This is a genomic window from Paractinoplanes maris (genome assembly GCF_023544465.1).
GTDB classification, from domain to species: Bacteria; Actinomycetota; Actinomycetes; order Mycobacteriales; family Micromonosporaceae; genus Actinoplanes; species Actinoplanes maris.
Map to the genome: position 1 here is coordinate 198,023 of NZ_JALPVL010000008.1, position 25,172 is coordinate 223,194.

The 25,172-nt window shown below is 69.4% G+C and carries 20 protein-coding genes; 11 read left to right on the forward strand and 9 right to left on the reverse strand.

Features of this window, described 5'->3' with window-relative positions:
* The first annotated feature begins 154 nt into the window (after positions 1-154).
* Positions 155-1,234 carry an NAD-dependent epimerase/dehydratase family protein gene (locus NAG42_RS23845; RefSeq protein WP_250033200.1) on the forward strand — a complete coding sequence of 360 codons (1,080 nt, stop codon included), beginning with the start codon at positions 155-157 and terminating at the stop codon, positions 1,232-1,234.
* A 53-nt stretch (positions 1,235-1,287) separates the two neighbouring features.
* On the forward strand, positions 1,288-3,411 hold the full coding sequence (locus NAG42_RS23850) for a bifunctional SulP family inorganic anion transporter/carbonic anhydrase (RefSeq protein ID WP_250033201.1): 2,124 nt from the start codon (positions 1,288-1,290) through the stop codon (positions 3,409-3,411).
* Here NAG42_RS23850 and NAG42_RS23855 read toward each other — a convergent pair.
* Genes NAG42_RS23855 through NAG42_RS23865 form a run of 3 tightly spaced genes read right to left on the reverse strand, consistent with a single transcriptional unit; the run spans position 3,408 to position 5,341 of the window.
* Positions 3,408-4,040, reverse strand: a complete 633-nt coding sequence (locus NAG42_RS23855; protein ID WP_250033202.1) for a maleylpyruvate isomerase family mycothiol-dependent enzyme — start codon at positions 4,038-4,040, stop codon at positions 3,408-3,410. The genes NAG42_RS23850 and NAG42_RS23855 overlap by 4 nt on opposite strands.
* Positions 4,037-4,492, reverse strand: a complete 456-nt coding sequence (locus tag NAG42_RS23860; RefSeq protein ID WP_250033203.1) for a MarR family winged helix-turn-helix transcriptional regulator — start codon at positions 4,490-4,492, stop codon at positions 4,037-4,039. The genes NAG42_RS23855 and NAG42_RS23860 overlap by 4 nt, the downstream gene beginning before the upstream one ends.
* Positions 4,493-4,516: 24 nt before the next feature.
* A complete protein-coding gene (locus NAG42_RS23865) occupies positions 4,517-5,341 on the reverse strand; it encodes an SDR family oxidoreductase (protein ID WP_284045787.1) in 825 nt (274 codons plus the stop codon).
* A 479-nt stretch (positions 5,342-5,820) separates the two neighbouring features.
* Here NAG42_RS23865 and NAG42_RS23870 point away from each other — a divergent pair, with 479 nt between their 5' ends.
* Positions 5,821-6,357, forward strand: a complete 537-nt coding sequence (locus NAG42_RS23870; protein WP_250033205.1) for an Rv1352/Rv1906c domain-containing protein — start codon at positions 5,821-5,823, stop codon at positions 6,355-6,357.
* 4 nt (positions 6,358-6,361) lie between these two features.
* Here NAG42_RS23870 and NAG42_RS23875 read toward each other — a convergent pair whose 3' ends face one another.
* The 4 genes from NAG42_RS23875 to bdeA all read right to left on the reverse strand — a co-directional run bounded on the left by NAG42_RS23875 (position 6,362) and on the right by bdeA (position 10,132).
* Positions 6,362-7,006 (reverse strand): response regulator, encoded by a 645-nt coding sequence (locus NAG42_RS23875; RefSeq protein ID WP_250033206.1) that lies wholly within the window; start codon positions 7,004-7,006, stop codon positions 6,362-6,364.
* The gene (locus tag NAG42_RS23880) at positions 6,997-8,076 is read right to left on the reverse strand and encodes a sensor histidine kinase (RefSeq protein WP_250033207.1); all 1,080 of its coding nucleotides are present in this window, start codon (positions 8,074-8,076) and stop codon (positions 6,997-6,999) included. Before NAG42_RS23880 ends, NAG42_RS23875 begins: the two co-directional genes overlap by 10 nt.
* A gap of 428 nt (positions 8,077-8,504) precedes the next feature.
* Positions 8,505-9,137, reverse strand: coding sequence for a DedA family protein (locus NAG42_RS23885; protein WP_250033208.1), 633 nt, complete (start codon positions 9,135-9,137; stop codon positions 8,505-8,507).
* Between the two features lie 83 nt (positions 9,138-9,220).
* Positions 9,221-10,132 (reverse strand): bis(hydroxyethyl) terephthalate hydrolase, encoded by a 912-nt coding sequence (bdeA, locus tag NAG42_RS23890; protein WP_438872437.1) that lies wholly within the window; start codon positions 10,130-10,132, stop codon positions 9,221-9,223.
* Positions 10,133-10,380: 248 nt separating this feature from the next.
* On the opposite strand from bdeA, the gene NAG42_RS23895 reads away from it, so the two are divergent.
* Positions 10,381-10,989 (forward strand): QsdR family transcriptional regulator, encoded by a 609-nt coding sequence (locus tag NAG42_RS23895; protein WP_250033209.1) that lies wholly within the window; start codon positions 10,381-10,383, stop codon positions 10,987-10,989.
* Here NAG42_RS23895 and NAG42_RS45035 read toward each other — a convergent pair.
* Positions 10,966-11,841 carry a tryptophan 2,3-dioxygenase gene (locus NAG42_RS45035; RefSeq protein ID WP_250033210.1) on the reverse strand — a complete coding sequence of 292 codons (876 nt, stop codon included), beginning with the start codon at positions 11,839-11,841 and terminating at the stop codon, positions 10,966-10,968. The two genes, NAG42_RS23895 and NAG42_RS45035, sit on opposite strands and share 24 nt — an antisense overlap.
* A gap of 45 nt (positions 11,842-11,886) precedes the next feature.
* Positions 11,887-12,291 carry a YchJ family protein gene (locus NAG42_RS23905; protein WP_250033211.1) on the reverse strand — a complete coding sequence of 135 codons (405 nt, stop codon included), beginning with the start codon at positions 12,289-12,291 and terminating at the stop codon, positions 11,887-11,889.
* A 276-nt stretch (positions 12,292-12,567) separates the two neighbouring features.
* Here NAG42_RS23905 and NAG42_RS23910 point away from each other — a divergent pair, with 276 nt between their 5' ends.
* From NAG42_RS23910 to NAG42_RS23940, 7 genes are all read left to right on the forward strand, one after another.
* Positions 12,568-13,554, forward strand: a complete 987-nt coding sequence (locus tag NAG42_RS23910) for a LacI family DNA-binding transcriptional regulator (RefSeq protein ID WP_250033212.1) — start codon at positions 12,568-12,570, stop codon at positions 13,552-13,554.
* A 219-nt stretch (positions 13,555-13,773) separates the two neighbouring features.
* Entirely contained in the window at positions 13,774-15,156 is a 1,383-nt protein-coding gene (locus tag NAG42_RS23915) for an ABC transporter substrate-binding protein (protein ID WP_250033213.1), read from the forward strand.
* 58 nt (positions 15,157-15,214) lie between these two features.
* Complete coding sequence (locus NAG42_RS23920) at positions 15,215-16,156, forward strand: carbohydrate ABC transporter permease (RefSeq protein WP_250033214.1); 942 nt, start codon at positions 15,215-15,217, stop codon at positions 16,154-16,156.
* A 4-nt stretch (positions 16,157-16,160) separates the two neighbouring features.
* Positions 16,161-17,045, forward strand: a complete 885-nt coding sequence (locus NAG42_RS23925) for a carbohydrate ABC transporter permease (RefSeq protein ID WP_250033215.1) — start codon at positions 16,161-16,163, stop codon at positions 17,043-17,045.
* 67 nt (positions 17,046-17,112) lie between these two features.
* Positions 17,113-18,687 carry a glycoside hydrolase family 13 protein gene (locus NAG42_RS23930; RefSeq protein WP_250033216.1) on the forward strand — a complete coding sequence of 525 codons (1,575 nt, stop codon included), beginning with the start codon at positions 17,113-17,115 and terminating at the stop codon, positions 18,685-18,687.
* Positions 18,688-18,720: 33 nt separating this feature from the next.
* The gene (locus tag NAG42_RS23935; RefSeq protein WP_250033217.1) at positions 18,721-21,489 is read left to right on the forward strand and encodes a galactose-binding domain-containing protein; all 2,769 of its coding nucleotides are present in this window, start codon (positions 18,721-18,723) and stop codon (positions 21,487-21,489) included.
* Between the two features lie 40 nt (positions 21,490-21,529).
* A complete protein-coding gene (locus NAG42_RS23940) occupies positions 21,530-25,084 on the forward strand; it encodes a galactose-binding domain-containing protein (RefSeq protein ID WP_250033218.1) in 3,555 nt (1,184 codons plus the stop codon).
* Positions 25,085-25,172 lie beyond the last annotated feature (88 nt).

Sequence of the window (25,172 nt, forward strand, 5' to 3'; positions counted from 1 at the left end):
CCTCGTCGGAGCCTTGCCATCACATGTGCCGAATCTGTCACGTGCCCGTTTCCGTCCTGAGCCATGCATGACTGTGACGACATGCGAGGCGGCGGTCCAGCCCTTCGCATACACCCTGTAACGTCGGGCCGAACTCTCACCGGAGGTTTGTTTGATGAGCAATGTCGTCGTGGTGACCGGATCCGCCGGTTTGATCGGCTCCGAGTCGGTGAGGCACTTCGCCGGGCTCGGCATGGACGTCGTCGGCATCGACAACGACATGCGCAGCTACTTCTTCGGCCAGGACGGCTCCACCCGGTGGAACCTGGACCGCCTGACCAAGGAGGTCGGCGACCGCTACACCCACCACGAGATCGACATCCGGGACCGGGACGGCCTGGCCGCCCTCTTCGCCCGGCTCGGCAAGAACATCGGCCTGGTCATCCACGCCGCCGCGCAGCCTTCGCACGACTGGGCGGCCAAGGAGCCGTTCACCGACTTCGACGTCAACGCGGTCGGCACGCTCAACATGCTCGAGGCCGCGCGCGCCCACGCGCCGAGCGCCCCGTTCATCTTCACCTCGACCAACAAGGTCTACGGCGACACCCCCAACCGGCTCCCGCTGATCGAGCACGAGACGCGGTATGAGCTGCCCGAGGATCACCGGTGGTATCAGGGCATCGACGAGGACATGTCGATCGACCAGACCATGCACTCGGTCTTCGGTGCGTCCAAGGTGGCCGCCGACGTGCTTACCCAGGAGTACGGCCGGTATTTCGACATGCCGACGGCGGTGTTCCGCGGCGGCACGCTCACCGGCCCGGGTCACTCGGCCGCCGAGCTGCACGGCTTCTTGGCGTACGTGATGAGGTGCGTCATGGAGCAGCGGATGTACCACATCTACGGTTACAAGGGGAAAATGGTCCGCGACGCGATCCACTCGCACGACCTGGTCTCCGCGTTCGAGGCCTTCCACCGGGCGCCGCGCGTCGCCGAGGTCTACAACATGGGCGGCGGCCGATTCTCCAACTGCAGCCACATCGAGGCGTTCAAGATCGCCGAGGAGATCACCGGTCTGGAGGCCCGCACCGACTATGTCGACCAGGCCCGCACCGGTGACCACCAGTGGTGGATCAGCAGCACGGCCCGCTTCGAGCAGCACTACCCGGACTGGAAGCTGACCTACGACGTCCCGGCGATCCTGCGCGAGATGTACGAGGCGAACCAGGACGTCTGGAAGCCGGCCGCCGGTTAGCCGCGCGCTCGGGTCGTAACGTTCGGTTAACCCGCTATCGGTACATTGCCGGAATGTCCGTATTGAAGGTATTTCGGCATGACGTCCCGGCGTCGATCGTCGTCTTCCTGATCGCCATCCCGCTCTCGCTCGGCATCGCCGCGGCCTCGGGCGCGCCCCTGCTCGCGGGGCTGATCGCCGCGGTGGTCGGCGGTGTGGTCGTGGGAGCGCTGAGCGGCGCGCCGCTGCAGGTCAGCGGACCGGCCGCCGGGCTCACGGTGATCGTGGCGGGGACCATCGCGAGCTACGGCTTCGCCGGCACCGCTGCCATCGTCGCGCTCGCCGGTGGTCTGCAGATCCTGCTGGGTGTGGCCCGCCTCGGCCGGGCCGCGCTCTCGCTCTCGCCCGCTGTCGTCCACGGCATGCTCGCCGGCATCGGCCTGGTCATCGCGCTCAGCCAGATCCACGTGCTGCTCGGCGGTGACGCGCAGAGCGAGGCCTGGAAGAACCTGCGCGACCTGCCCGCCCAGGTGGTGGGCAACCACGGCGTGTCGACCATGCTCGGCGTGCTCACCATCGCCGTACTCCTGCTCTGGCCCCGCCTGGTGAAGACCTCGCTGCTGCCGGCCGCCCTGGCCGCGGTCGTTCTGGCCACCGCGCTGGCCGCCGCCATCGGGGCCGACGTCAAACGGGTCGACCTGCCCGCGAACCCGCTCGACGAGATCGTGTTCCCGCGCTGGCCGGACGCCGAGCCGGGCGAGATCGCGATCGCGGTGGTCACCATCGCCCTGGTCGCCAGCGTCGAGTCGCTGCTCTCGGCGGTGGCCGTCGACCGCCTGCACGACGGCCCGCGGGCCGACCTCAACCGCGAGCTGGTCGCCCAGGGAGCCGGCAACGCGACCTCGGGCCTGCTGGGCGGCCTGCCGATCACCGGCGTCATCGTCCGCAGCTCGGCCAATGTGGCCGCCGGAGCTCGTACGCGGGTCTCGGCGATTCTGCATGGCCTGTGGATCGCGGCCTTCGTGCTGCTGTGCGCGCCGCTGCTCGAGACGATCCCGATGGCGGCGCTGGCGGCGGTGCTGGTCGTGGTGGGGCTCCGGCTGATCAGCCTGGCCCAGATCCGCACGTACATCCGGCACCGCGAACTGCCCACCTATCTGATCACCGCGACCGGCGTGGTGGTGACCGACCTGCTGACCGGGGTCGCGCTCGGCCTCGCCTCGGCGGTGCTGCTCATGCTGTGGCGGCTGGCGCGGTGCGAGACCGAGGTTGTCGAGGCCGGGCCGGGGGAGTGGACGGTCACGATCAGCGGCTCGCTCGCCTTCGTGGGCTCGGGGCGGGTGGCTCGCGCGCTGGCCCTCGTGCCGGCCGGCGAGCGCGTGACGATCGAGCTGCACCTCGACTATCTCGACCACGGGGCGTTCCAGGTGATCGACGACTGGCGGGAGGCGTTCGAGAGGGCGGGCGGCACCGTGACGGTGCGCGAGACCCACGACGGGTGGTTCTCGCGAGCCCGGAGCGGGCGGCTGGGCGACGGCAAGACCGCGCCGGCCCGCCGTTTCGGCTCGTGGTCGCAGTGGCAGAGCCGCGACCGTCAACGGCGCGACGCGATGGAGACCGGCATCCGCGAGTTCGAGCTGAGCGTGGCGCCACTGGTACGTCCCCACCTGGCTGGCCTCGCCCGCGACGGCCAGCAGCCCGAGCAGCTCTTCATCACCTGCGCCGACTCCCGCCTGGTGCCCAACCTGATCACCACCAGCGGCCCCGGCGACCTGTTCTGCGTCCGCAACGTGGGCAACATCGTCCCGCCCCACGGTGCGGGCGACGCCTCGGTGGGTGCGGCCGTCGAGTTCGCCGTGGAGGTCCTGGGCGTGCACGCGATCACGGTCTGCGGCCACTCGGGCTGCGGTGCCGTGCGGGCCCTGATGACCGGCGGCTTCCGCGAGGACCAGGCCCTGGGCCGGTGGCTGACCCAATCGGGCGCCGACTTCACCGAGTGCACCGACGAGGAGCACTGCGTCACCGCCAACGTGGCCCAGCAACTGATCAACCTGCGGACCTATCCGGTGGTGCGAACCGCCGAGGCGGCGGGCCGGCTGAAGCTGACCGGCCTCTACTTCAACCTGGCCGAGGCTCACATGTACACCGTCGACCCTCTCCGCGGCGTCCGGGACACCGTCCCGATCAACATGCCCTAGGACGGCGGCAGCCGGGTGGCGAGCTGCTCGACGCCGGGGCCGGTCAGGTCGGTGAGTGCGGCCCGCCGGCCCGTCACCGCCATGCCGAGAGCTTCGAGCGAGCCGGTCACCACGGCGCCCGCGCCGGTGTACCAGGTGCCGTCGCCGGCGCGGAGTTCCAGGCCGTCGAGGCGGCCCGGTGGCACCAGGGCCGGCGCCACACCGGGAGAGGTGAGGTAGTCGAGGAGCAGCCGCCAATGGTCGGCCGGCACGTCGGCCGCGAGACCGAGCGGCCGGGCGATGTCCCGCAGGTGCACGCAGGTCTCGGCGAACGGGCCCATCGGCCCGACGCGGGGCGGGTCGACCCGGTCGGCCGCATGCGCGCGCAGCAGGGCGATCAGTTCGGGTCTCGGCCGGTGGGCCAGCCGGCGGGTGAAGTGGTCGACGGTCCGGTCGGTGTCGCCGCGGTACCGGAGGGAGGCCAGGAAGAACCGGCCGAACCCGACGAGCATCGGCTGCACGAAGTGGGCGGCCAGATGCCGTACGGTCCACCCGCCGCACAGGGTGGGCGACTCCCACTGCTCGTCGTCGAGGCTTTCCAGTACGCCGGCGATCATCAGCCGGTTCTCGGTGGTGAGCTGATAGATCATCGGTCGCCCCCGGCCCGGCTCCGCACGTCCCGGTTGAGGCTGCGCAGCACCTTGACCGCCGTGGCGATCTCGTCGGCCGTGCACTCGCCGGCCATCCGGTCCAGCCGCCCGAGCTCGTCCCGCCGGATCCGCTCGAACCGCGCCGCACCGGCCGCCGTCAGTCCGATCAGCACGGACCGCCGGTGGGCCGGATTGTCCCGTGTCTCGACGAGCCCCCGCTCGCTCAAGTCGTTGACGTGCCGCTGAATCCCTTGGCGTGCTAGGTCGAGCCGCTCGCCGATGGCCGGCACCGTGGCCGGTCCGTTGTCGGCGAGCACCTCCAGCACCGCCCGCATGCCGACGGTCAGCCCGTCGGCCGCCAGGTCCTGTTCCACCACCCGGGCCGAGTTGAGCACCAGCGGCCGCACCTGGCGCAACACGTCGTACAGCAGGACACCCCGGTTCGCCGACATGACAACAATGATGTCATATCGGCGTCACTTCTGGAGCAGCTCGGCCAGGGTTGTGGCCGGGTGACCGGTCAGCTCGGGAACGGCCGTGCTGACCGCGGCGAGCTCGCCCGCCGCGATCGCCGTGTAGGTGCTGACCCAGGCGTCGACCTGCCAGCGCGGCGCGTCGTAGGAGGCCCGCGACTCGTACGCCTCGGAAAGGGACTCGTCGTGGTAGCGCACCTCCCGGCCGGTGGAGGCGCTGATCGTCGCCGCCACCTCGGTCATGCTCAGCGCCGCCGGCCCGGTCAAGTCATAGGTCCGCCCCGCGTGGGCCGCCGGATCACGCAACACGGCCACCGCCACGTCGGCGATGTCGTCCTGGGCCACCACGGCGGCTCGCCCGTCACCGGCCGGCCCGCGGATGACCCCGTCCTCGCCCACCAGGAACGGCAGGAAATCCGCGTACAGGTTGTCCCGCAGGAACGTGAACCCCAGCCCACTGCGCCGAATGTGCTCCTCGGTCGCCCAGTGGTCCCGCGCCAACGTGAACGTGGCCTCCGGCGCCGCCCCCATGAACGACGTGTAGACCAACTGCCGCACCCCCGCCCGCGCCGCCGCATCCACGAAGCTCTTGTGCTCGCCCACCCGGTCCGGAGTCTCAGCGGCCGACACCATGAAGACGGTCTCCGCCCCCGCCAGCGCCCGCCGCACCGAGTCCCCATCCCGATACTCAGCCACGGCCACCTCAGCCCCAGCGATCCCGGGCGCCCGCGCGGCATCCCGCACCACCAGCCGCAGCGCCCCGCCCAGCTTCCGAGCCACCCGCCCACCAAGGCGCCCACTGGCACCCGTCACCACGATCAAACCCATCCCCCTTTTGTACGCCGCCACGCCGCCCCCCACCTCGCAGACACCCTCACCGCCGGTGCCGTACCGGCCGTGCCGTGCCGTGCCGCCGCGCCGACTGTGCCGCGCCGCCACGCAACCGTGCCGCGCCGCCCGCCGTCAACCGCGCCCTGTCGCCCGCCGCCGACCGCGCCACGTGGGCCGCCGACGACCGCGGCTCGCTGCTCGTCGGCGACGGATGCGGGGGTGAATCCGAACGAAATCGGCCATTTGGCGGATCTTCGTGCGCGGAAGGTCGACGCGGCGCTGTTCGGGCACGGTGTGGCCCGGAATCCGATTTGTTGGACTCGACCCTCCAAGGCCAGGTGGGCGGTATGCCTTCCGCGACGCAGCGGGCGCGACTCGGGCGGACCGGCCATCGGCACGATCGAAGGAACGAGATGAGCGCTTTTCTCCGGCAGGGATCAAGGACGCGACACGTCGCCTTGGCTACGGTTTGTCTGGTGGGCGGCGGGCTGACCGGGCTGTCCCCAGCGGCCGCGGCGCCCCGGACGACGATTCCCGGGAGCGGCACCTACTTGGTCGGCAAGGATTTTCAGGCCGGCGTCTACCGTTCGGTCGGCAACGACTCGTGCTACTGGCAGCGGGCCACCGACGCCACCGGTGCCACGAGCAGCATCATCGCCAACGACATCGGCGGCGGTCAGCGGCTCGTCTACGTCAGGCCCACCGACAAGGTCTTCAAGAGCAGCAGCTGCAAGCAGTGGATCAGGGTGACCCCGGCCGCGATGACCGTCAAGTCGACCCGGACGACGATCCCCGGCAACGGTGTCTATTTCGTCGGCTCCGACTTCGTCCCCGGCACCTACCGCTCGTCGGGCAACAAGGAGTACTGCTACTGGGAGCGGTCGCGCTCGGCCGACGGTGCCTCCAGCAACATCATTGCCAACGAGATCTCGGAGGGTCAGCTGGTTGTGACCATCACCGCGGGCGGCGTCTTCAAGAGCAGCAGCTGCACCACCTGGACCAAGATCGGCTGACCGGTCACATGCCCAGGTAGTGCAGGACGGCCAGGATCCGGCGGCTGTAACCGGTGGCGCCGGCCAGGCCGAGCTTGTCGAAGATGGCGTTGATGTGTTTCTCGACGGCGCTCTGCGAAACGTGCAGGCGGTCGGCGATGGCGGCGTTCGTGTAGCCCTCGGCCATGGTGCGCAGCACGTCGGTCTCGCGGGGAGTGAGGCGGCTCAGGGGATCGCTGCGGGTGGTGGCGGACATCAACTGCCGGACGACCTCGGGGTCGAGCGCGGTGGAGCCGGCGGCCACCCGGTCGAGGGCGTCGAGGAAGTCCTCGACCTGGGCGACCCGGTCCTTCAGGACGTAACCGATGCCCTCCGAGCGATCGGCCAGCAACTGGGCGGCGTACCGCTTCTCGACGTACTGCGAGAGAACCAGCACAGCCGGGCCGGGCCACCGTCGGCGGATCTCCAGGGCCGCCCGCAGTCCGTCGTCGGTGTTGGTGGGCGGCATCCGGACGTCGGTCACCACCACGTCGGGCTGGTGGGCGCCGACCGCCTCGATCAGCTGGTCGGCGTCGGCCACGGCCGCGACCACGTCGTGCCCCTCGTCGGACAGCAACCGCGCCAGCCCCTCGCGCAGCAGCGTCGAGTCCTCGGCCAGGACTATTCGCACGGCAGGCCGACCTGGATCATGGTGCCGGCCCCGGGCGGACTGTCCAAGGCGAACCGGCCGTCGAGCGCGGCCACCCGGCGGGCCAGGCCCTGCAGACCGCTGCCGTACGGGTCGGCGCCGCCCTGACCGTCGTCGCGGAGCCGCATCTCGACCTCGGTGCCGCGTCGGGTGATGTCGATGTGGATGACCGTAGCGCCGGAGTGTTTGGCGGCATTGGTGATGGCCTCGCACGCCACGAAGTAGAGCGCCGTCTCGACCGGCGGCGGCGGGCGCTCGGTCAGCCGGTAGTCGATGCGGACCGGTACGGCGGACCGGTGGGCGACCATGCTGAGCGCATCGTCGAGGGTGCCGTGGTCGAGCGCGGATGGGTAGACCCGCCAGGCCACCTCGCGCAGCTCGTCGAGCGCGCGCGTCGCGTCGCCGTGGGCCTGGGTGAGCAGCCGGGCCGCCTGGTCGGGGTCGCGGCTGCGGCGGGCCCGGCCGAGCAGCAGACCCAGTGAGACGAGGCGCTGCTGCAGGCCGTCGTGCAGGTCGCGTTCGATGCGACGGCGTTCCGCGTCGACGGCCGACATCACCCCGGCGCGGGTCGTGGTGAGCTCGGAGATGCGTTGCTCGAGCTCCTCGCGGCGGCCCGGCTCGAGCAGGTTGCGGGCCAGCCACCGGTCGAGTTCCAGCACGCTGCCGATGGCTTGGATGTTCAGCGCGAGCAGCAAGCCGCCGATGACCACCTGCAGGAGTGCCTCACCCGCGCTCATCCGCCCGGCGACGAGGGCCCGCGTCACGATCCCGGCCAGCACCAGCCCGACCACGAGCAGCCCCGACGTGACCGCCCCGAGAACGGCCGGGGCCAGCCGCGCGCCGAGATATCCGAATACCCGCGGCCCCCGCACCCGCACCGGCGGAAGCCGCAGCCGCCGCCGCTCCCACGCGACGAGCCCCTGAGCGGCCTCCAGCACAACGGCCCGGCCCCGCGTCGGCCACACCAGACCCGCAAGCACCAGGAAGACCGCCTCGGCCGCACCGCTCAAAGCCCCGAACGCCACCACCGCCGGCGGCCGCCCCACACGCACCAGCGCCCGATGCGCCCGGCTCCCGACAACAGGAGACGCGGGCCCAGGAGTCGCGGGCCCGGGAGTGGCGGGCCCAGCAGTGGCGATCCCGGGAGTAGCGATCCCCGGAGTAGCGATCTCGGGAGTGGCGGGCCCGGGAGTGACGATCCCGGGAGTGGCGATCGTGGGAGTCGCGGGCCCAGGAGTGGCGACCCCTGGAGTCGCGGGTCCTGGAGTCGCGGGCCCTGGAGTCGCGGGCCCTGGAGTGGCGACCCCTGGAGTCGCGGGCCCAGGCGTCGCAGGCCCTGGAGTCGCGGGCCCAGGACTCGCAGGCGCAGGAGTCGCGGGCCCTGGAGTCGCGGGCGCAGGAGTCGCGGGCCCACAAGCCGCCGGCCTGGAACCCGCCGGCACGGGACCAGCCGGCGCTGAGTCGCGAGAAAGCATCCCGGTCACCGTACGCGGTGGCGGCGAACCAGGCGGACGGCGACGAAGGCGGCCACAGCGACCACGCAGACGGCGATGACCAGTTTCTGGAACGTGGCGGCGTAGGCCTCGACCTCGTGCCAGTTGGCGCCCAGGTAATAGCCGGACAGGACGAACACGCTGTTCCAGATCAGGCTGCCGACCGTGGTGCAGAGCAGGAACACCGGCAGCGACATGCGCTCCACGCCGGCCGGGATCGAGATGAGGCTGCGGAAGATCGGGATCATGCGGCCCAGCAGCACGGTCTTGGGGCCGTGGCGGTGGAACCACGCTTCGGTCCGGTCGAGGTCGCTGACCTTGATCAGCGGCAGACGGCCCGCGATCGCCCGTAAGCGGTCGCGGCCGAGCAGCACGCCCGCGTAGTAGAGAGCGACCGCCCCGACCACCGAGCCGAGCGTGGTCCAGGCGATCGCCCCGATCACGCTCATCCGGCCCTGCCCGGCGGCGAACCCGGCGAGCGGCAGGATCACCTCGCTCGGGATGGGCGGGAACAGGTTTTCCAGGGCTACGGCCAGGCCGGCTCCGGGCCCGCCGAGACGGTCCACCAGGTCGGTGACGAAGCCGGTCAGACCGCCGTCGGTCGTGGGGGTCGAGGTCATGGCGAAAACGCTAGGGATCGGCGACCGGCCGCACCATGCAGCCGACCGCCGATCTGTCCTGCGGAAAACCGCAGGGGAGCGGATCAGGAGGAGTGCGGGCAGGTGTCGCGGTAGTCGGAGATCGACGTGCTGACCCGCGGGGCGGGGCAGAGGAACTGGTCGTAGCGCACGTCGTTGTCGACGAAACGCTTCAGCCACGAGATCGAGTACTGCGCGATCGTCGTGTTGCTGCTGTTGGGGGCGAAGTGCGAGGCGTTGTTGAGTTCCAGGTACGCCTTGTCCAGCGACGACGGCAGGCTGTTGTAGAACGGGATCGAGTGTGACGAGACCGGGGCCACCGAGTCGCTCTCGGCGCCGATCACCAGGGTCGGGGTCTGGACCTCGGGCCACGTCTTGTCGGTGTTCCACGGGGTCAGCGGCACCGCGGCCTGCAGGCTGGGACGGCTCTTGGCGGCCTCCAGCGTGCCGCCGCCGCCCATCGAGTGCCCCACCACGGCCAGGCGGGTGGCGTCGATCCGGGTGCGGACGGTGCTGCGCTGGGTCAAGTAGTCGAGCGCGGCCAGGAGCTGACGGCCGCGGCTGGCCGGCTGGTCCGAGCGGGTCAGGGTGTCGATGTTGAAGACCACGAAGCCCTGCGAGGCCAGCCGGGGCGCCAGCCAGGCCATGCTCGACTTGGAGGCGGTGTAGCCGGGGGCGATCGCCACCGCGCCGAAGGTGCCGGCGCTCGTGCTGGTCGGGTAATAGATGTCGCCGCCGCCGAAGCCGCTGGCGGTCAGCGACGACACGCTCGTCTGGGAGACCGCGAACGAGCCGCGGGTGGCCTGGATGCTGGACAGGGTCGGCGCGGGGCCGCGCTCGAAGGGGTTGGTCGCGGCCTGGGCCGACGGCACCAGGGTGACTCCGCCGACGGCCATCGTCACCGCGGCGGCCGCGCCGACGAGGTTGCGGGCGCGCAGCAGGCGGCGGGGGCGCCGCTCGGTCTGGATGGAGGACATGGGGTCTCCTGTCATACCCGCGGGCAAGCGGGATCGGATCGTGGCGGAATCGATCCTGAGGGCCTTCCAATCCGTATTTCAAGACGAACGGAAATCGTGAGACGGCTGTCGCAGGAAGGCGTTTGACCTTCTTCGATGTCTCGGCGGCAATCCGGACAAAGGAGCGGGCAGGGTGGAGATCCGGCAAAAGCAAAGTGCACGCGGCGTCAGAGTCTTGCTACAGTGAGCGCCGGGTCGGATAGACGGTGATGGCGGCGAAGATGGTTGACGCAAAGGCGTCCGCGGACGGCGGCGCGACGAGTCGCCGTGTGGTCAATCGCGACCAAGTCGTGCGAGCCGGGATCGATCACTTTCTGCAACGCTCGACACTGGACATGGAAGTGCTGGCGGGCGAAATGGCGATCAGCCGCGCCACTCTTTACCGGGTCGCCGGCAGCCACGATGACCTGCTCGGCGACATCCTGAGCGCCCTCACCGAGGCCATGTTCGCCGAGGCCCGCGCGACCCGCACCGCGAGCGGATTCGACGGTGTGGTCGAGGTTTCCCGTTATTTCGGGGAAATGTTGCGCTCGCCGGTCCTCGAGACTTTTCTGCACCGGGACGCCGAAGCGGCATCGCGAATATTGTTCACTCCGGCCGGGGCCGTGCACGAGAGCGCGGTACGGAATCAGATCGAGATCTTTCGCGAGACCGGCCTGATCGACGAGTTGTCACCCGGCGCCGACATCCAGCATCTCGCCTTTCTCTACGTCCGCATGGTCGGGGCTTTTCTCTACGCGGAGTTCTTCACCGGCCGAAAGGCCGATTTTGATGAACTCGTGCCCGCGCTGCGCTCACTGATGAGCGCGGCTCCCTGACCCCGGAGTTCCCATCTCGGTGCGGACGGCGTAGAGCTCGGGGAAGAAGGTCAGGTCGAGCGCCTTCTTGAGGAAGTCGACCCCGCTCGACCCGCCGGTGCCGCGCTTGAAGCCGATCGTCCGCTCGACCGTCTTGAGGTGCCGGAACCGCCAGAGCTGGAAGTTCTCCTCGATGTCGACCAGCTCCTCGCAGGCCTCGTAGGCCTCCCAGAACTGCTCGGGATCGCGGTAGATGCGGACGAAGACCGGCACCAGATCCTCGTGGTAGCGCCACGGCAGGGTCACGTCCCGTTGCAGCAGCTCGACCGGCACGTCGTGGCCGTGGCGGTGCAGGTAACGCAGGAACTCGTCGTAGACGCTGGGTGTCGCGAGCGCCTCGGTCAGCATCTCGCGGGCCGCCTGGTCGTCGTCGAACAGCGCCAGCATCCGCTTGTCCTTGTTGCCGAGCAGGAACTCGACCGCACGGTACTGGTACGACTGGAAGCCCGACGACGTGCCGAGGAAGCTGCGGAACTCGGCATACTCGCTCGGGGTGAGGGTGGCCAGCACCGACCACTGCTCGGTCAGCGTCCGCTGGATGTGCTTGACCCGGGCCAGCCCCTTGAGCGCCGGGCGCAGGTCGTCCTTGGCGATCCGCCGGGTCACCTCGCGCAGCTCGTGCAGCACGAGCTTGAGCCACAGCTCCGAGGTCTGGTGCTGGAGGATGAAGAGCAGCTCGTCGTGGTGCTCGGGCACGCTGACCGGGTGCTGCGAGCTGAGCAGCTCGTCGAGGTGCAGATATCGGCCGTACGAGAGGTTGACCGTGAAATCGCGGACGACGGAGTCCTCGATCGGGCGCTGGTCGGAAGTCACGTCGGAGCCCTCCTCGGTTCGTCACCTGAAGGGAATCACACCAGCTCAGACGTTGGCCAACGATCCGTTGGCCAGGATCGGGCCCCAGTACGCCCACCGGCCGTCATGCCGGACGAAACGACTCCGCTCGATCATGTCGCCGGCCTTGCCGTGATCCTTGTAGTGCGCGCGGAACTCGACGATCCCCTCGGTGTCGAACAGGCCGCCGCCGCTGGCCTCCAGGATGTCGAGGCCGGTCCAGCGCAGGCGCGAGTCGGGCTCGATGCGGGCGGGCCGGGTCTTCGGGTGCCACGACGACAGCACGTACGCGTCGTCGTCGAGCGCGAAGGCGGAATACCGCGAGCGCATCAACGCCTCGGCGGTGGCCGGCGGGTTGCCCAGGTGGGCCGGCTCGCAGCACTCCGCGTAGGGCAGCCCGCGGCCACAGGGACAAAGCTTCGTCTGCGCCATGCCGCTATTCTCTCAGCCGCCCGGCACCGCACACTCGGGTCCGCCGCTTTTGCGGCCACGGGCGTTATGGAACCGTGGCGTAAGTCGATGTCCGGTCCTTCATCGCGGTGAGCGACGACTTACTCGCTTCAGTCCGGCCGGGCCGACACGGTGAGCGATATTCCGACCACGCAAGATCAAGCGGCGGTCAAAAAACTTGCAGCCGTCGGCCAAAGATTCGGGCAGACCTGCAAACCGCCGTTCGGAAATTGCAGTGATCTGCCCTAGGATTGCCGCATGACCAAACGTCTGGCCGAGGTGGCCAAGAAGGCGGGCGTCAGCGAGGCGACCGTCAGCCGGGTGCTCAACGGTCGCAACGGTGTGAGCGAGGCGACCCGTGCGTCGGTGCTGACCGCGCTCGACGTCCTGGGCTACGAGCGCCCGACCAAGCTGCGCGGCGAGCGCGGCCGGCTGGTCGGTCTCGTCCTGCCCGAGCTGCAGAACCCGATCTTCCCGGCGCTGGCCGAGGTGGTCACCGCCTCGCTGGCCCAGCGCGGGTTCACCCCGCTGCTGGCCGCCCGCACGATCGGTGGCGTCCCCGAGCGCGACTACATCGAGATGCTTCTCGATCACCAGGTCTCCGGGGTGGTCTTCGCCGGTGGTTCCTATGCGCTGGCCGACGCCGAGCACGGGCACTACCGCGCGCTGACCGATCGGCGGATGCCGGTCGTCATGGTCAATGCCGGCGTCTCCGACCTGGGCTTCCCGCACATCTCGACCGACGACGCGGTGGCCGTCGAGCAGGCGTACGGGCATCTGCGCTCGCTCGGGCACGAGCGCGTGGGCATGGTGATGGGCCCGGAGGACCACGTGCCCTCGCGGCGCAAGCTGGCCGCCCTCGACGGCAAGGATTACCAGGTCGAGCGGACCAGTTTCTCGATGGAGAGTGCCCGGCTGGCCGCGGCCAAGCTGATCGAGCGCGGCGTGACCGGCATGATCTGCGCGTCCGACGTGCTCGCGCTCGGGTCGATCCGGGCCGCGCGCCGGCTCGGCCTCGACGTGCCGGGTGACGTGTCGGTGGTCGGCTTCGACGATTCGGCGCTGATGACCTGCACCGACCCGCCGCTGACGACCGTCCGGCAGCCCATCGAGATGATGGGCCAGGCGGCCGTCGATCTGCTCGTCAACCAGATCGAGGGCAGCGGCGTCGAGCCTGACGAACTCCTTTTCGAGCCGGAGCTGGTCGTCCGGGGCTCCACCGGGCCGGCGCGAAAGCGTCACTGACCAGCAAGTTTCTTCCTTCGAGGGCGGGCCGTCGGCCCGCCCTTCGGCGTTTCCGTGCGCCCGCAGGAGTAGTCGAGTTTTTTCTTAGTCCAGTCGGCTTCTTGCGTAGACGCCGTTGGACTTTGTATCGTCACCTCCACGAAACATGCGAGACCCAAGTCACACGATCACGCATATCAGCGATGGCCATGGATACACCGTTCCCGAAGGGATGGACAGATGTCCGTACCGCAGTACCGGAAGGCAGCGGCGCTCGCGCTCGTGGCCGGCCTGGGGCTCAGCCTCACGGCATGCTCCACCAAGAGCGACGACGACGGCGGGTCCGACGCGGCCGGCAAGGTCACCATCACGGTCGACTGCCAGCCGGTCGGCGCGCAGAAGGAGCTGCTGGCGAACTGGAACGCGGATGTCGCGGAGTTCCAGAAGCAGAACCCCGACATCACGATCAAGAGCGTCAGCGTCGGCGAGCAGTGCAACAACCCGCCGGACTTCACCGCCCGCCTGGCCGGTGGCACGATGACCGACGTCTTCTACGGCTACATGACCGACCTGCAGCAGGTGCTCGACAGCGGTCAGGCCATGGACATCACCCAGTACGCGACCAAGGACACCATCCCGACCTGGGACAGCGTCGATCCCGCCCTCAAGGACGTCTTCACCGAGGAGGGCAAGCTCTACGCCGTACCGGTGAAGAACTACTCGATGGGCCTGGTCTACAACAAGGCGCTGTTCAAGAAGGCCGGCCTGGACCCGGCCGCCCCACCCAAGACCTGGGCTGAGGTGCGGGCCGCGGCCAAGAAGATCGCCGGGACCGGTGGCGGCGTCGCGGGATACTCGGAGTACAGCGCCGGCAACACCGGTGGCTGGCACTTCACCGCGATGACGTACTCGCAGGGCGGCAAGGTCCTCAGCGAGGACGGCAAGAAGGCCGACTTCAACACCGCCCAGGGCAAGCAGGTCCTGCAGAACCTCAAGGACATGCGCTACGGCGACAACAGCATGGGCAGCCGGCAGCTGCTGCAGTGGGGCGACCTGCTGACCAACGCGGGCGCCGGCAAGGTCGGCATGTTCATCGGTGCTCCCGACGCCACCCAGGCGATCGTCAGCCAGTTCCAGGGCAAGTACGAGGACTGGGCGATGGGCCCGATGCCCGGCCAGGACGGCCCGGCCAAGGGCACGCTCGGTGGCGGCGAGGGCTACTTCTTCAAGAAGGACCTCACCCCGGAGCAGGTCAAGGCTGGTCTGAAGTGGATCGCGTACCAGAAGCTGACGCCGGGCAAGGGACAGCTCGACTACGTGCGGGCCAAGCCGCAGAACTACCCGGTGGGCCTGCCCCAGCCGCTGCTGTTCACCAACGGCAGCGAGGCGCAGAAGCAGGAGCTCGAGCTGCGCAAGGCGAACGCCAACGTCGACACCACCAACTTCGAGGCGTTCGAGGCGAACCCGGTGCCGATCGTCGGTGAGCCCCGGAACGCGCAGGCCATCTACGCGGTCCTCGACTCGGCGATGTCCGGGGTGCTGACCAACCCCAACGCGAACATCGACTCGCTGCTCAAGACGGCCGAGACCAAGGTCAACCAGCTCCAGGCCGCCGGAAGCTGACCGAGAAGAGTGCGGGAGCCGGCGATCGGCTCCCGCACCCGCACCCCTGGAGCCTCACTTGGCGATCATGACTGCACCCGGCGTCACCGCGAAGCCCGCGCCGGCGCCCGCACGCCCGGTCTCGAAACGGGGCCGCAAGCTACGCGACAACCTCACCGGGCACGCGTTCCTGATCGGGGCGGTTGTCTGCTTCGCCCTCTTCATGTGGTATCCGATGATCCGCGGCGTCGTGATGAGCTTCCAGCGCACCCGGCGCGGCGAGACCACCTGGGTCGGCTGGGACAACTACACCCGCATCGTCGCCGACCCGAGCTTCTGGATCGCCTGGAAGAACACCTTCCTGTTCACGGCCCTCGCGCTCGTCGTCGGTTACGTCCTGCCGTTCTTCGTGGCGATCCTGCTCAACGAGTTCCGGCACGCCAAGGGCTACCTGCGGGTCCTGGTCTACCTGCCGGTGATGCTGCCGCCGGCCTCCGCGCTCTTCCTCTTCAAGTACTACGCGTACGACCCGAGCGAAGCCGGCCTGTTCAACGCGATCCTCAAGTTCCTGCACCTGCCGACCTCGGAGTGGATGCAGTCACCGACCATGACGATCCCGGCCATGGTGATCGCTTCGACCTGGATGAACCTGGGCAGCGCGGTGCTCATCTATCTGGCTTCGCTGCAGAACATCCCGGGCGAGCTGTACGAGGCGGCCGAGCTCGACGGCGCGGGCGTCTGGCGGCGCATCTGGAACGTCACGATCCCGCAGACCCGGCTGATCCTGGCCCTGCTGGCGATGCTGCAGATCGTCGCCACCATGCAGCTGTTCATCGAGCCGCTGATCCTGGCCAACGGCGCCGGCACGCAGGACTCCGCGACCTCGGTCGCCTACCTGATCTACCAGCACGGCTTCTTCCAGAACGACCTGAACGGCGCCGCCGCCCTCGGGGTCATCATGTTGCTGGTGCTGGCCGCCTTCTCCGCCGTCTACGTGCGACTGACGACGAAACAGGACTGACACCATGGCTGACTCCGGCACCCGGACCCTCATCTCGCAGGCCCAGCTCCGGCGCGGACGCGGAAAGTTCCTCTACTGGACGCTGCTCACCGTGGTGGTTCTCGGCTTCACCCTGGTCTTCCTGGGGCCGCTCTACTGGATGGTCACCGGCGCGCTCAAATCGGGTCAGGAGATCGCGCAGACCCCGCCCACGCTGTGGCCGCGGGATCCGCAGACGCAGAACTACGTCGACGCCTGGACCAACCTCGACCTGGCCAAGCTGATGTTCAACACGTTCTACTACGCGGCCGGCGCGGTCTTCTTCCAGCTCGTCTTCGACACCGCCGCGGCGTACGCCCTCTCCAAGCTCCGCCCGGCCTTCGGCAACGTGATCCTGGCCCTGATGCTGGCCACGCTGATGATCCCGGCCATGGTGCTGATCGTCCCGCAGTACGTGACGGCGATCGACCTGCCGATCATCCACGTCAACCTGCTCGACTCGCCGTGGGCCATCTGGCTGCCGCTGATCGCCAACGCGTTCAACATCTTCCTGCTCAAGCGGTTCTTCGACTCGATCCCGGAGGATCTGATCGCGGCCGCCCAGGTCGACGGCGCGTCGCCGCTGCGCACGCTGTGGTCGATCATCCTGCCGATGTCGCGGCCGATCCTGGGCGTGGTCGCGATCTTCGCGGTGACCGCGGTCTGGAAGGACTTCCTCTGGCCCAAGCTGGTGATGCCGTCACCGGAGACCCGCACGCTCAGCGTGGGCATCTACGCCTTCAGCGGAGGGACGCCGCAGAACGTGGTGATCGCCGCCTCGGTCATCGCCGCGATCCCCACGGTGATCATCTTCCTGCTCTTCCAGCGAAACATCATGTCAGGCCTGACGACCGGCAGTCTGAAAGGCTGATCTTCCACACATTTCGGGCGACCTCCTCGGGGTCGTCAGACCCACTGTGCACAGAAAGCGGGTTGCAGTGTCTCTCAAAGACTCCCAGTGGTGGCGCGACGCGGTGATCTACCAGGTCTATCCGCGCAGCTACGCCGACGCCAACGGCGACGGCGTGGGCGACATCGCGGGCATCCGGGCTCGGCTGGGACACCTGCGCGACCTGGGCGTCGACGCGATCTGGATGAGCCCGTGGTATCCGTCGCCGATGGCCGACGCCGGCTACGACGTGGCCGACTTCCGCGACATCGACCCCGCTTTCGGCACGCTGACCGAGGCCGAGGCGCTGATCGAGGAGGCGCACGCGGCCGGCATCCGCATGATCGTCGACATCGTGCCCAACCACATCTCCAGTGAGCACCCGTGGTTCAAGGCGGCGCTGGCCTCCCCGGACGCGCCCGAACGCGACTACTTCTGGTTCCGGCCGGGCCGGGGCGACACGGGCGAGCAGATGCCGACGGACTGGCGAGGGGAGTTCGGCGGCACCACCTGGACCCGTACGCCCGACGGGTCCTGGTATCTGCACCTGTTCACGCCCGAGCAGCCCGACCTGAACTGGGACCACCCGGACGTGCGGGCCGAGTTCGAGAGCATCCTGCGGTTCTGGTTCGACCGCGGCGTCGACGGCATCCGCATCGACTCGGCCGCGCTGCTGCTCAAGGACCCGGCGCTGCCCGAGGTGCTCGAGGACAGCCCGCACCCGTTCCACGACCTCGACGGCGTGCACGAGGTCTACCGCGCCTGGCGGCGCGTCTCCGACTCGTACGGCGAGGATCGCGCCCTGATCGGCGAGGTGTGGATGCCCGAGGTCGAGCGGTTCGCGAACTACCTGCGGCCGGACGAGCTGCACGCGGCGTTCAACTTCGACTTCCTCGGCTGTGCCTGGGATCCCCGGCTCATGCGGGACTGCGTCGACCGTACGCTGCACGCCCACGCCGCCGTGGGCGCCCCGGCCACCTGGGTGCTGTCCAATCACGACGTCACCCGGCACGTCACGCGGTACGGCCGCGAGGACACCACGTTCAGCTTCGACAACAACCTCGACGGCACCCCGGTCGATCTCGAGCTGGGCACCCGCCGGGCCCGGGCCGCCGCGCTGCTGTCGCTGTCGCTGCCCGGCGCGACCTACATCTATCAGGGTGAGGAACTCGGTCTCTGGGAGAACGAGAACATCCCGCCCGAGGAGTTCCAGGACCCGATGTGGGGCCGGCGCGGGCACAGCCGGGACGGCTGCCGGGTGCCGATGCCGTGGACCGGTGACGAGGCGCCGTTCGGCTTCACCACCGCCACCCCGTGGCTTCCTCAGCCGGCCGAGTGGAAGGACCGCACGGCCCAGGCGCAGACCGGCGACCCCAACTCGATGCTCGAGCTCTACCGCTCGGCGATCGCCCTGCGCCGCACCGAGTCCTTGGCCGAGTTCTCGTGGCTCGACCTGGACCCGTCGGTGCTCGCCTTCTGCCGCGGCCGGAACTTCGGCTGTGTCGTCAACATGTCGGGCGCCCCCATCGCCCTGCCCGCCCATCAGTCCGTCCTGCTCACCAGTGGCCCTCTCGACGGTGACCGCCTCCCCCCGGACACCGCCGTGTGGCTGCGCCTTTCGTAAATCCGGGGGCTGGCCACCGATGAAGGGATCCCCATGGCCAACCGCACACTCCGATTGACGCTCGCCGCCCTCACGGCGGGCGCCGCCGTCGCCGCGATTCCCTGGACCGCCTCGCCGGCCCAGGCGGCCGGCCTCTCCCCGTTCGACATCGCCGGCCGCGGCGCGACGGTTCCCTTCGTCGAGCAGGAGGCCGAAAGGGCCGCGCACAACGGCACCTCGACCGGCACCAGCCGCACCTACGGCACCCTGTCGTCGGAGGCCTCCGGACGCGAGGCCGTCACCCTCGACGCGGCCGGCGAATACGTCGAGTTCACCCTGACCAAGCCGGCCAACGCGGTGACGTTCCGCTACAGCATCCCGGACAACGCCAACGGCACCGGCCGGGACGCGACCATCGACGTACGGGCCGGTTCCTCGCTGGTCAAGACGGTGCCGGTGACCTCGAAGTACAGCTGGTACTACGGGTATTACCCGTTCTCCAACAACCCCGCCGACCCGCTGCCGCACCACTTCTACGACGAGGCGCGGACGCTGTTCGGCACCACCTACGCGGCCGGTACGAAGATCCGGCTGCAGGTCTCCTCGACCGCGCAGTCGCCCACCTTCACCATCGACCTGGCCGACTTCGAGAATGTGCCCGAGCCGATCGCCAAGCCGGCCGGCGCCATCGACGTGGTGGCCGACTACGGTGCCGACCCGACCGGCGCCACCGATTCGACGGCCAAGTTCCAGGCCGCGGTGAACGCGGGCGCGGCCGCCGGCCGGACCGTCTACGTCCCGCGGGGCACCTTCACGCTCTACAGCCACGTCATCGTCGACCGGGTCACGCTGGCCGGCGCCGGACCCTGGTACAGCGTCCTCGGCGGCCGGCACCCCACCCAGCGCAACCTTGCCGCCGGCCTCTACGGCAAGTACACCAACGAGGGCGGCCCGAGCCAGAACGTCGTGGTCCGCGACCTCGCGGTGATCGGCGACATCCGCGAGCGGGTCGACAACGACCAGGTCAACGCGTTCGGCGGAGCCATGTCCAACTCGACCATCGACAACGTCTGGATGCAGCACACCAAGGTCGGTGCCTGGATGGACGGGCCGATGGACCGGTTCACCATCAAGAACAGCCGGATCCTGGACCAGACGGCCGACGGCGTGAACTTCCACATCGGCGTCACGAACTCGACCGTCACCAACACCTTCGTCCGCAACACCGGAGACGACGCGCTGGCGATGTGGGCCGAGAACGTGCCGAACGTCGGGAACTCGTTCACCCGCAACACGATCGTCGCCCCGATCCTGGCCAACCACCTGGTCAGCTATGGCGGCCGCGACATCGTGATGACCGACAACGTGGTCAGCGAGTCGGTCTCCAACGGCGGCGGGATCCACGTCGGCAACCGCTATCCCGGCGTGACCGGGCCGACCGCGGTCGCCGGCACCTGGACGCTGGCCCGCAACACCCTGATCCGGGCCGGCAACTCCGACTACAACTGGAACTTCGGGATCGGCGCGCTGTGGTTCTGGGGTGACCAGGGGCCGATCACCGGCGCCACCATCAACGTCACCGACACCGACATCCTGGACAGCTCGTACGCGGCGATCCAGTGGATCGGCAGCCAGACCAGCGGGCTCAACCTGACCAACGTGAACATCGCCGGGGCGGGCACGTTCGCCCTGCAGGCCCAGGCTCCGGCGTCGGCCCGGTTCACCAACGTCCGGGCGTCCGGGATCGCGCAGAGCCAAACGGTCTACAACTGCGCGGGCTCCGGTCTGCAGATCGCCGACGGGGGCGGCAACTCGGGCTGGTCGACCGCCAACTCGTACTGCGGACCGTGGCCGGCCCCGCAATACGGCAACGGCCCGACGACCCCGCCGACAACCACGCCGCCGACGACACCGCCCACCACGCCGCCGACGACCACGCCGCCGGCCACGGGAAACCTCGCTCAGGGGCGCCCGGTCACCGTCTCCTCCGTCAACGGGCCGTACGCCGGGGCGAACGCGGTCGACGGCAACCAGGCGACGTACTGGGAGAGCAGTGGTGCGCTGCCGCAGACGTACACCGTCGATCTGGGTTCGGCCCAGCCGGTCGGCCGGCTCGTCCTCAAGCTGCCCTCGGGCTGGGAGACGCGCAATCAGAGCATCGCGGTGGCCGGCTCGACCGACGGGTCGTCCTGGACGACGGTGACGCCGGCCGCGGCCTACACCTTCAGCCCGGCGGCGACCGTCACGCTGCCGTCCGGGAACCGTCGCTACCTGCGGCTCACCTTCTCGGCCAACACCGGCTGGCCGGCCGCGCAACTCTCCGAACTGGAGGCGTACGCGAACGGAGGCACCACGCCGCCGACCACCACTCCGCCGACCACGCCGCCCACGACCACGCCGCCCGCGGGCAACCTGGCCGCCGGCCGGCCGGTCACGGCGACCAGCCAGGCCGACGTCTACGCCCCGGCCAACGTGACCGACGGCAACGCCGGCACCTACTGGGAGAGCCAGAGCAGTGCCTTCCCGCAGTCGGTCACGGTCGACCTCGGCTCGTCGCGGTCGGTCGGCCGGGTCGTCCTCAAGCTCCCGCCGGCCACGGCGTGGGCCACCCGCACCCAGACGCTGTCCGTGCTCGGCAGCACCGACGGCTCGTCGTTCCCGACGCTCAAGCCGAGCGCCGGCTACACCTTCAACCCCGCATCGGGCAACACCGCCACCGTCACCTTCACCGCGTCCACCGCGCGCTTCGTGCGGGTGACCTTCACCGGTAACACCGGCTGGCCCGCCGGCCAGCTCTCCGAGTTCGAGGTCCATCCCTCCTGAGCCCAGCTTGCTCTGTCCTCGAAGAAAGGTGCGCTCCCACATGTCCGGAATAAGAAGAAAGTTCCTCGCGGCCGCCGTCGCCACGGGTGTCGTCGCCGCCCTCGTCCACGCCCCGGCCGCCTCCGCCGCCGGCCCCAACCTGGCCGCCGGCAAGACGTTCAGCGCCAGCAGCACCAGTGACGTCTACGGCGCCGGCAACGCCGGTGACGGCAACGCCAATACGTACTGGGAGAGCAGCAACAACGCGTTCCCGCAGTGGTTGCAGGTCGACCTGGGCACCGCCACCCAGGTGAACCAGGTCGTCCTCAAGCTGCCGCCGGCCACCGCCTGGGCCACCCGCACCCAGACGCTCACCGTGCAGGGCAGCACCACCGGCTCGTCCTATTCGACGCTCAAGGCGAGCGCGGGCTACACGTTCAACCCGGCCAGTGGCAACGCCGTCACCGTCGACTTCACCGCGGCCGCCGCCCGGTTCGTCCGCCTGAACTTCACCGGCAACACCGGCTGGCCGGCCGGTCAGCTCTCCGAGCTCGAGGTCTACGGCCCCGTCTCCGGCGGCGACACCCAGGCCCCGGCAGCGCCCGGCAACCTCGCCTTCACCCAGCCGGCGACCGACCAGATCCGGCTGACCTGGTCGGCCTCGACCGACAACGTGGGCGTCACCGGCTACGACATCTTCGCCAACGGGGTGCAGCGCACCAGCGTGGGCAGCAGCGTGTTGACCTACACCGACACGCAGCCGGCCTCGGCGACCGTCTCCTACCAGGTGCGGGCCAAAGACGCGGCCGGCAACGTCTCGGCGCTGAGCAACCCGGTCACCCGCAACGGCACCACCGGGCCGGGCAGCAACCTGGCCCAGGGCAAGCCGATCGAGGCTTCGTCCACGGTGCACACGTTCGTGGCCACCAACGCCAACGACAACGACACCGCCACCTACTGGGAGGGCGGCGGCCAGCCCGCGACCCTGACGGTCAAGCTCGGCTCGAACGCGTCGGTGTCGTCGGTCGTCGTCAAGCTCAACCCGGACAGCTCGTGGGGCGCCCGCCAGCAGACGTTCTCGATCCTCGGCCGGGAGCAGAGCGCGAGCGCCTTCACGACGATCGCCGGCGCGGCGTCGTACAGCTTCAACCCGGCCTCGGGCAACACCGTGACCGTCCCGGTCAGCGCGACCACCGCTGACCTGCGCCTGTCGTTCACCGCGAACTCGGGCGCCCCGAGCGGCCAGGTCGCCGAACTGCAGGTCATCGGTGTCGCGGCCCCCAACCCGGACCTCACCGTCACCGCGACCTCGGCCTCGCCGGCCGCTCCGGTCGAGACCGACTCGGTCACCCTGTCGGCCACCGTGCGCAACGCGGGCGGCGTCGGCAGCGCGGCCTCCACCGTCAACTTCTACCTCGGTACGACGAAGGTCGGCACCGCCACCGTCGGCGCTCTCGCGGCCGGCGCCCAGGCGACCGTCTCGGCGAGCATCGGCGCCCGCGACGCCGGCTCCTACCAGGTCGTGGCCAAGGTGGACGAGGCGAACACGGTCATCGAGTCGAACGAGGCCAACAACTCCTACACCAGCCCGTCGGCTCTCGTGGTGACCCCGGTCAGCAGCTCCGACCTGGTCGCGTCGGTGGTCAGCTGGTCGCCGGGCACCCCGGCGGCGGGCCAGACGGTCACCTTCTCGGTCACCCTGAAGAACCAGGGCTCGGCCGCCTCGGCCGGCGGGGCGCACGGCATCACGCTGACCGTGCTCAACGGCTCCTCCGTGGTCCGCACGCTGACCGGTTCCTGGACCGGCACCCTCGCGGCGGGCGCGTCGTCGCCGGCCGTCAACCTGGGCACCTGGACCGCGGCCAACGGGCGCTACACCGTGCGTACGGTGATCGCCAACGACGCCAATGAGCTGCCCGTCAAGCAGGCCAACAACACCAGCGAGAAGGGCTTCTTCGTCGGCCGCGGGGCCAACATGCCGTACGACATGTACGAGGCCGAGGACGGCCAGACCGGCGGCGGCGCGGCTGTCGTCGGCCCCAACCGGACGGTCGGCGACCTGGCCGGCGAGGCGTCCGGGCGCAAGGCCGTGACGCTGAACCAGACCGGCGCGTACGTGCAGTGGACCACCCGGGTCGCGACGAACACGGTCGTCGCGCGCTTCTCCATCCCGGACGGCACCACCAGCTCGGTCAACGTCTATGTCAACGGCACGCTGAACAAGACCCTGCCGCTCACCTCGAAGTACGCCTGGCTCTACGGCAACGAGACCGCGCCGCAGAACTCGGGCACCGGCCCGCGGCACATCTACGACGAGGCGAACATCCTGCTGACCGGGTCGTTCCCGGCCGGCAGCACCATCAAGCTGCAGAAGGACGGCGCCAACTCGGGCAATATCGCGATCGACTTCATCAACTTGGAGCAGGTCGCGCCCAAGGCCAACCCGGACGCGGCGCGTTACGTCGTACCCAATGGCTTCGACCAGCAGGCGGTGCAGAACGCGCTGGACACCGCGCGCCAGGACACGACCAAGCTGGGCGTGTACCTGCCGGCCGGTGACTACCAGACGTCGAACAAGTTCCAGGTGTACGGCAAGTCGCTGCGCGTCGTCGGCGCTGGACCCTGGTACACCCGCTTCCACACCCCGTCGACACAGTCCGAGACGGACGCCGGCTTCCGGGCCGACAGCACGGCCAACGGTTCGACGTTCGCCGACTTCGCGTTCTTCGGCAACTACACGATCCGGATCGACGGCCCCGGCAAGGTCTTCGACTTCGCCAACACGGCCGGCATCACCATCGACAACATCTGGACCGAGCACGTGGTGTGCCTCTACTGGGGCGCCAACACCGACAACATGGTGATCAAGAACAGCCGGATCCGGAACACGTTCGCCGACGGGGTCAACATGACCAACGGCAGCACCGGCAACCTGGTCGACAACAACGACGCCCGGGCGACCGGCGACGACAGCTTCGCGCTGTTCTCGGCGATCGACGCGGGCGGGGCCGACGAGATCAACAACGTCTACTCCAACCTCACGTCGACCCTGACCTGGCGGGCCGCGGGCATCGCGGTCTACGGCGGCTACGCCAACACGTTCAAGAACATCTACATCGCCGACACCCTGGTCTACTCGGGCATCACGATCAGCTCGCTCGACTTCGGCTACCCGATGAACGGGTTCGGCGCCAACCCGCCGACGGTGTTCGACAACATCTCGATCGTCCGGGCCGGCGGCCACTTCTGGGGCAGCCAGGTCTTCCCGGCGATCTGGGTGTTCAGCGCGTCGAAGGTCTTCCAGGGCATCCGGGTCTCGAACGTCGACATCATCGACCCGACGTACTCCGGGATCATGTTCCAGACCAACTACGTGGGCGGGCAACCGCAGAACATCGTCAAGGACACCGTCTTCACGAACGTCACGATCAGTGGCGCCCAGAAGAGCGGTGACGCGTTCGACGCCAAGTCCGGATACGGCATCTGGGCCAACCCGATGCCCGAATCCGGTCAGGGCCCCGCGGTCGGCTCGGCGACCTTCACCAACCTGCAGCTGAGCAACAACTACCGCGACATCGAGAACCCGACCTCCACCTTCACCATCATCCGGAACTGACCCACTCCCGCACCACTGGGGCCCGCGCCCGTCCGCGCGGGCCCCTTCGGGTCAGCTGAGGCCGATCGGCGGGCGGTGGACGTGTCGC

Excerpts from the sequence above, each read along its gene's own strand:
- NAG42_RS23940 (WP_250033218.1), top strand. The coding sequence starts at position 21,530 with ATGTCCGGAATAAGAAGAAAGTTCCTCGCGGCCGCCGTCGCCACGGGT.
- NAG42_RS23925 (WP_250033215.1), top strand. The coding sequence starts at position 16,161 with ATGGCTGACTCCGGCACCCGGACCCTCATCTCGCAGGCCCAGCTCCGG.
- NAG42_RS23885 (WP_250033208.1), bottom strand. The coding sequence starts at position 9,137 with ATGACCTCGACCCCCACGACCGACGGCGGTCTGACCGGCTTCGTCACC.
- NAG42_RS23935 (WP_250033217.1), top strand. The coding sequence starts at position 18,721 with ATGGCCAACCGCACACTCCGATTGACGCTCGCCGCCCTCACGGCGGGC.
- bdeA (WP_438872437.1), bottom strand. The coding sequence starts at position 10,132 with ATGTCCTCCATCCAGACCGAGCGGCGCCCCCGCCGCCTGCTGCGCGCC.
- NAG42_RS23905 (WP_250033211.1), bottom strand. The coding sequence starts at position 12,291 with ATGGCGCAGACGAAGCTTTGTCCCTGTGGCCGCGGGCTGCCCTACGCG.
- NAG42_RS23910 (WP_250033212.1), top strand. The coding sequence starts at position 12,568 with ATGACCAAACGTCTGGCCGAGGTGGCCAAGAAGGCGGGCGTCAGCGAG.
- NAG42_RS23915 (WP_250033213.1), top strand. The coding sequence starts at position 13,774 with ATGTCCGTACCGCAGTACCGGAAGGCAGCGGCGCTCGCGCTCGTGGCC.
- NAG42_RS23850 (WP_250033201.1), top strand. The coding sequence starts at position 1,288 with ATGTCCGTATTGAAGGTATTTCGGCATGACGTCCCGGCGTCGATCGTC.
- NAG42_RS23845 (WP_250033200.1), top strand. The coding sequence starts at position 155 with ATGAGCAATGTCGTCGTGGTGACCGGATCCGCCGGTTTGATCGGCTCC.
- NAG42_RS23865 (WP_284045787.1), bottom strand. The coding sequence starts at position 5,341 with ATGGGTTTGATCGTGGTGACGGGTGCCAGTGGGCGCCTTGGTGGGCGG.
- NAG42_RS23855 (WP_250033202.1), bottom strand. The coding sequence starts at position 4,040 with ATGATCTATCAGCTCACCACCGAGAACCGGCTGATGATCGCCGGCGTA.
- NAG42_RS23895 (WP_250033209.1), top strand. The coding sequence starts at position 10,381 with ATGGCGGCGAAGATGGTTGACGCAAAGGCGTCCGCGGACGGCGGCGCG.
- NAG42_RS23860 (WP_250033203.1), bottom strand. The coding sequence starts at position 4,492 with ATGTCGGCGAACCGGGGTGTCCTGCTGTACGACGTGTTGCGCCAGGTG.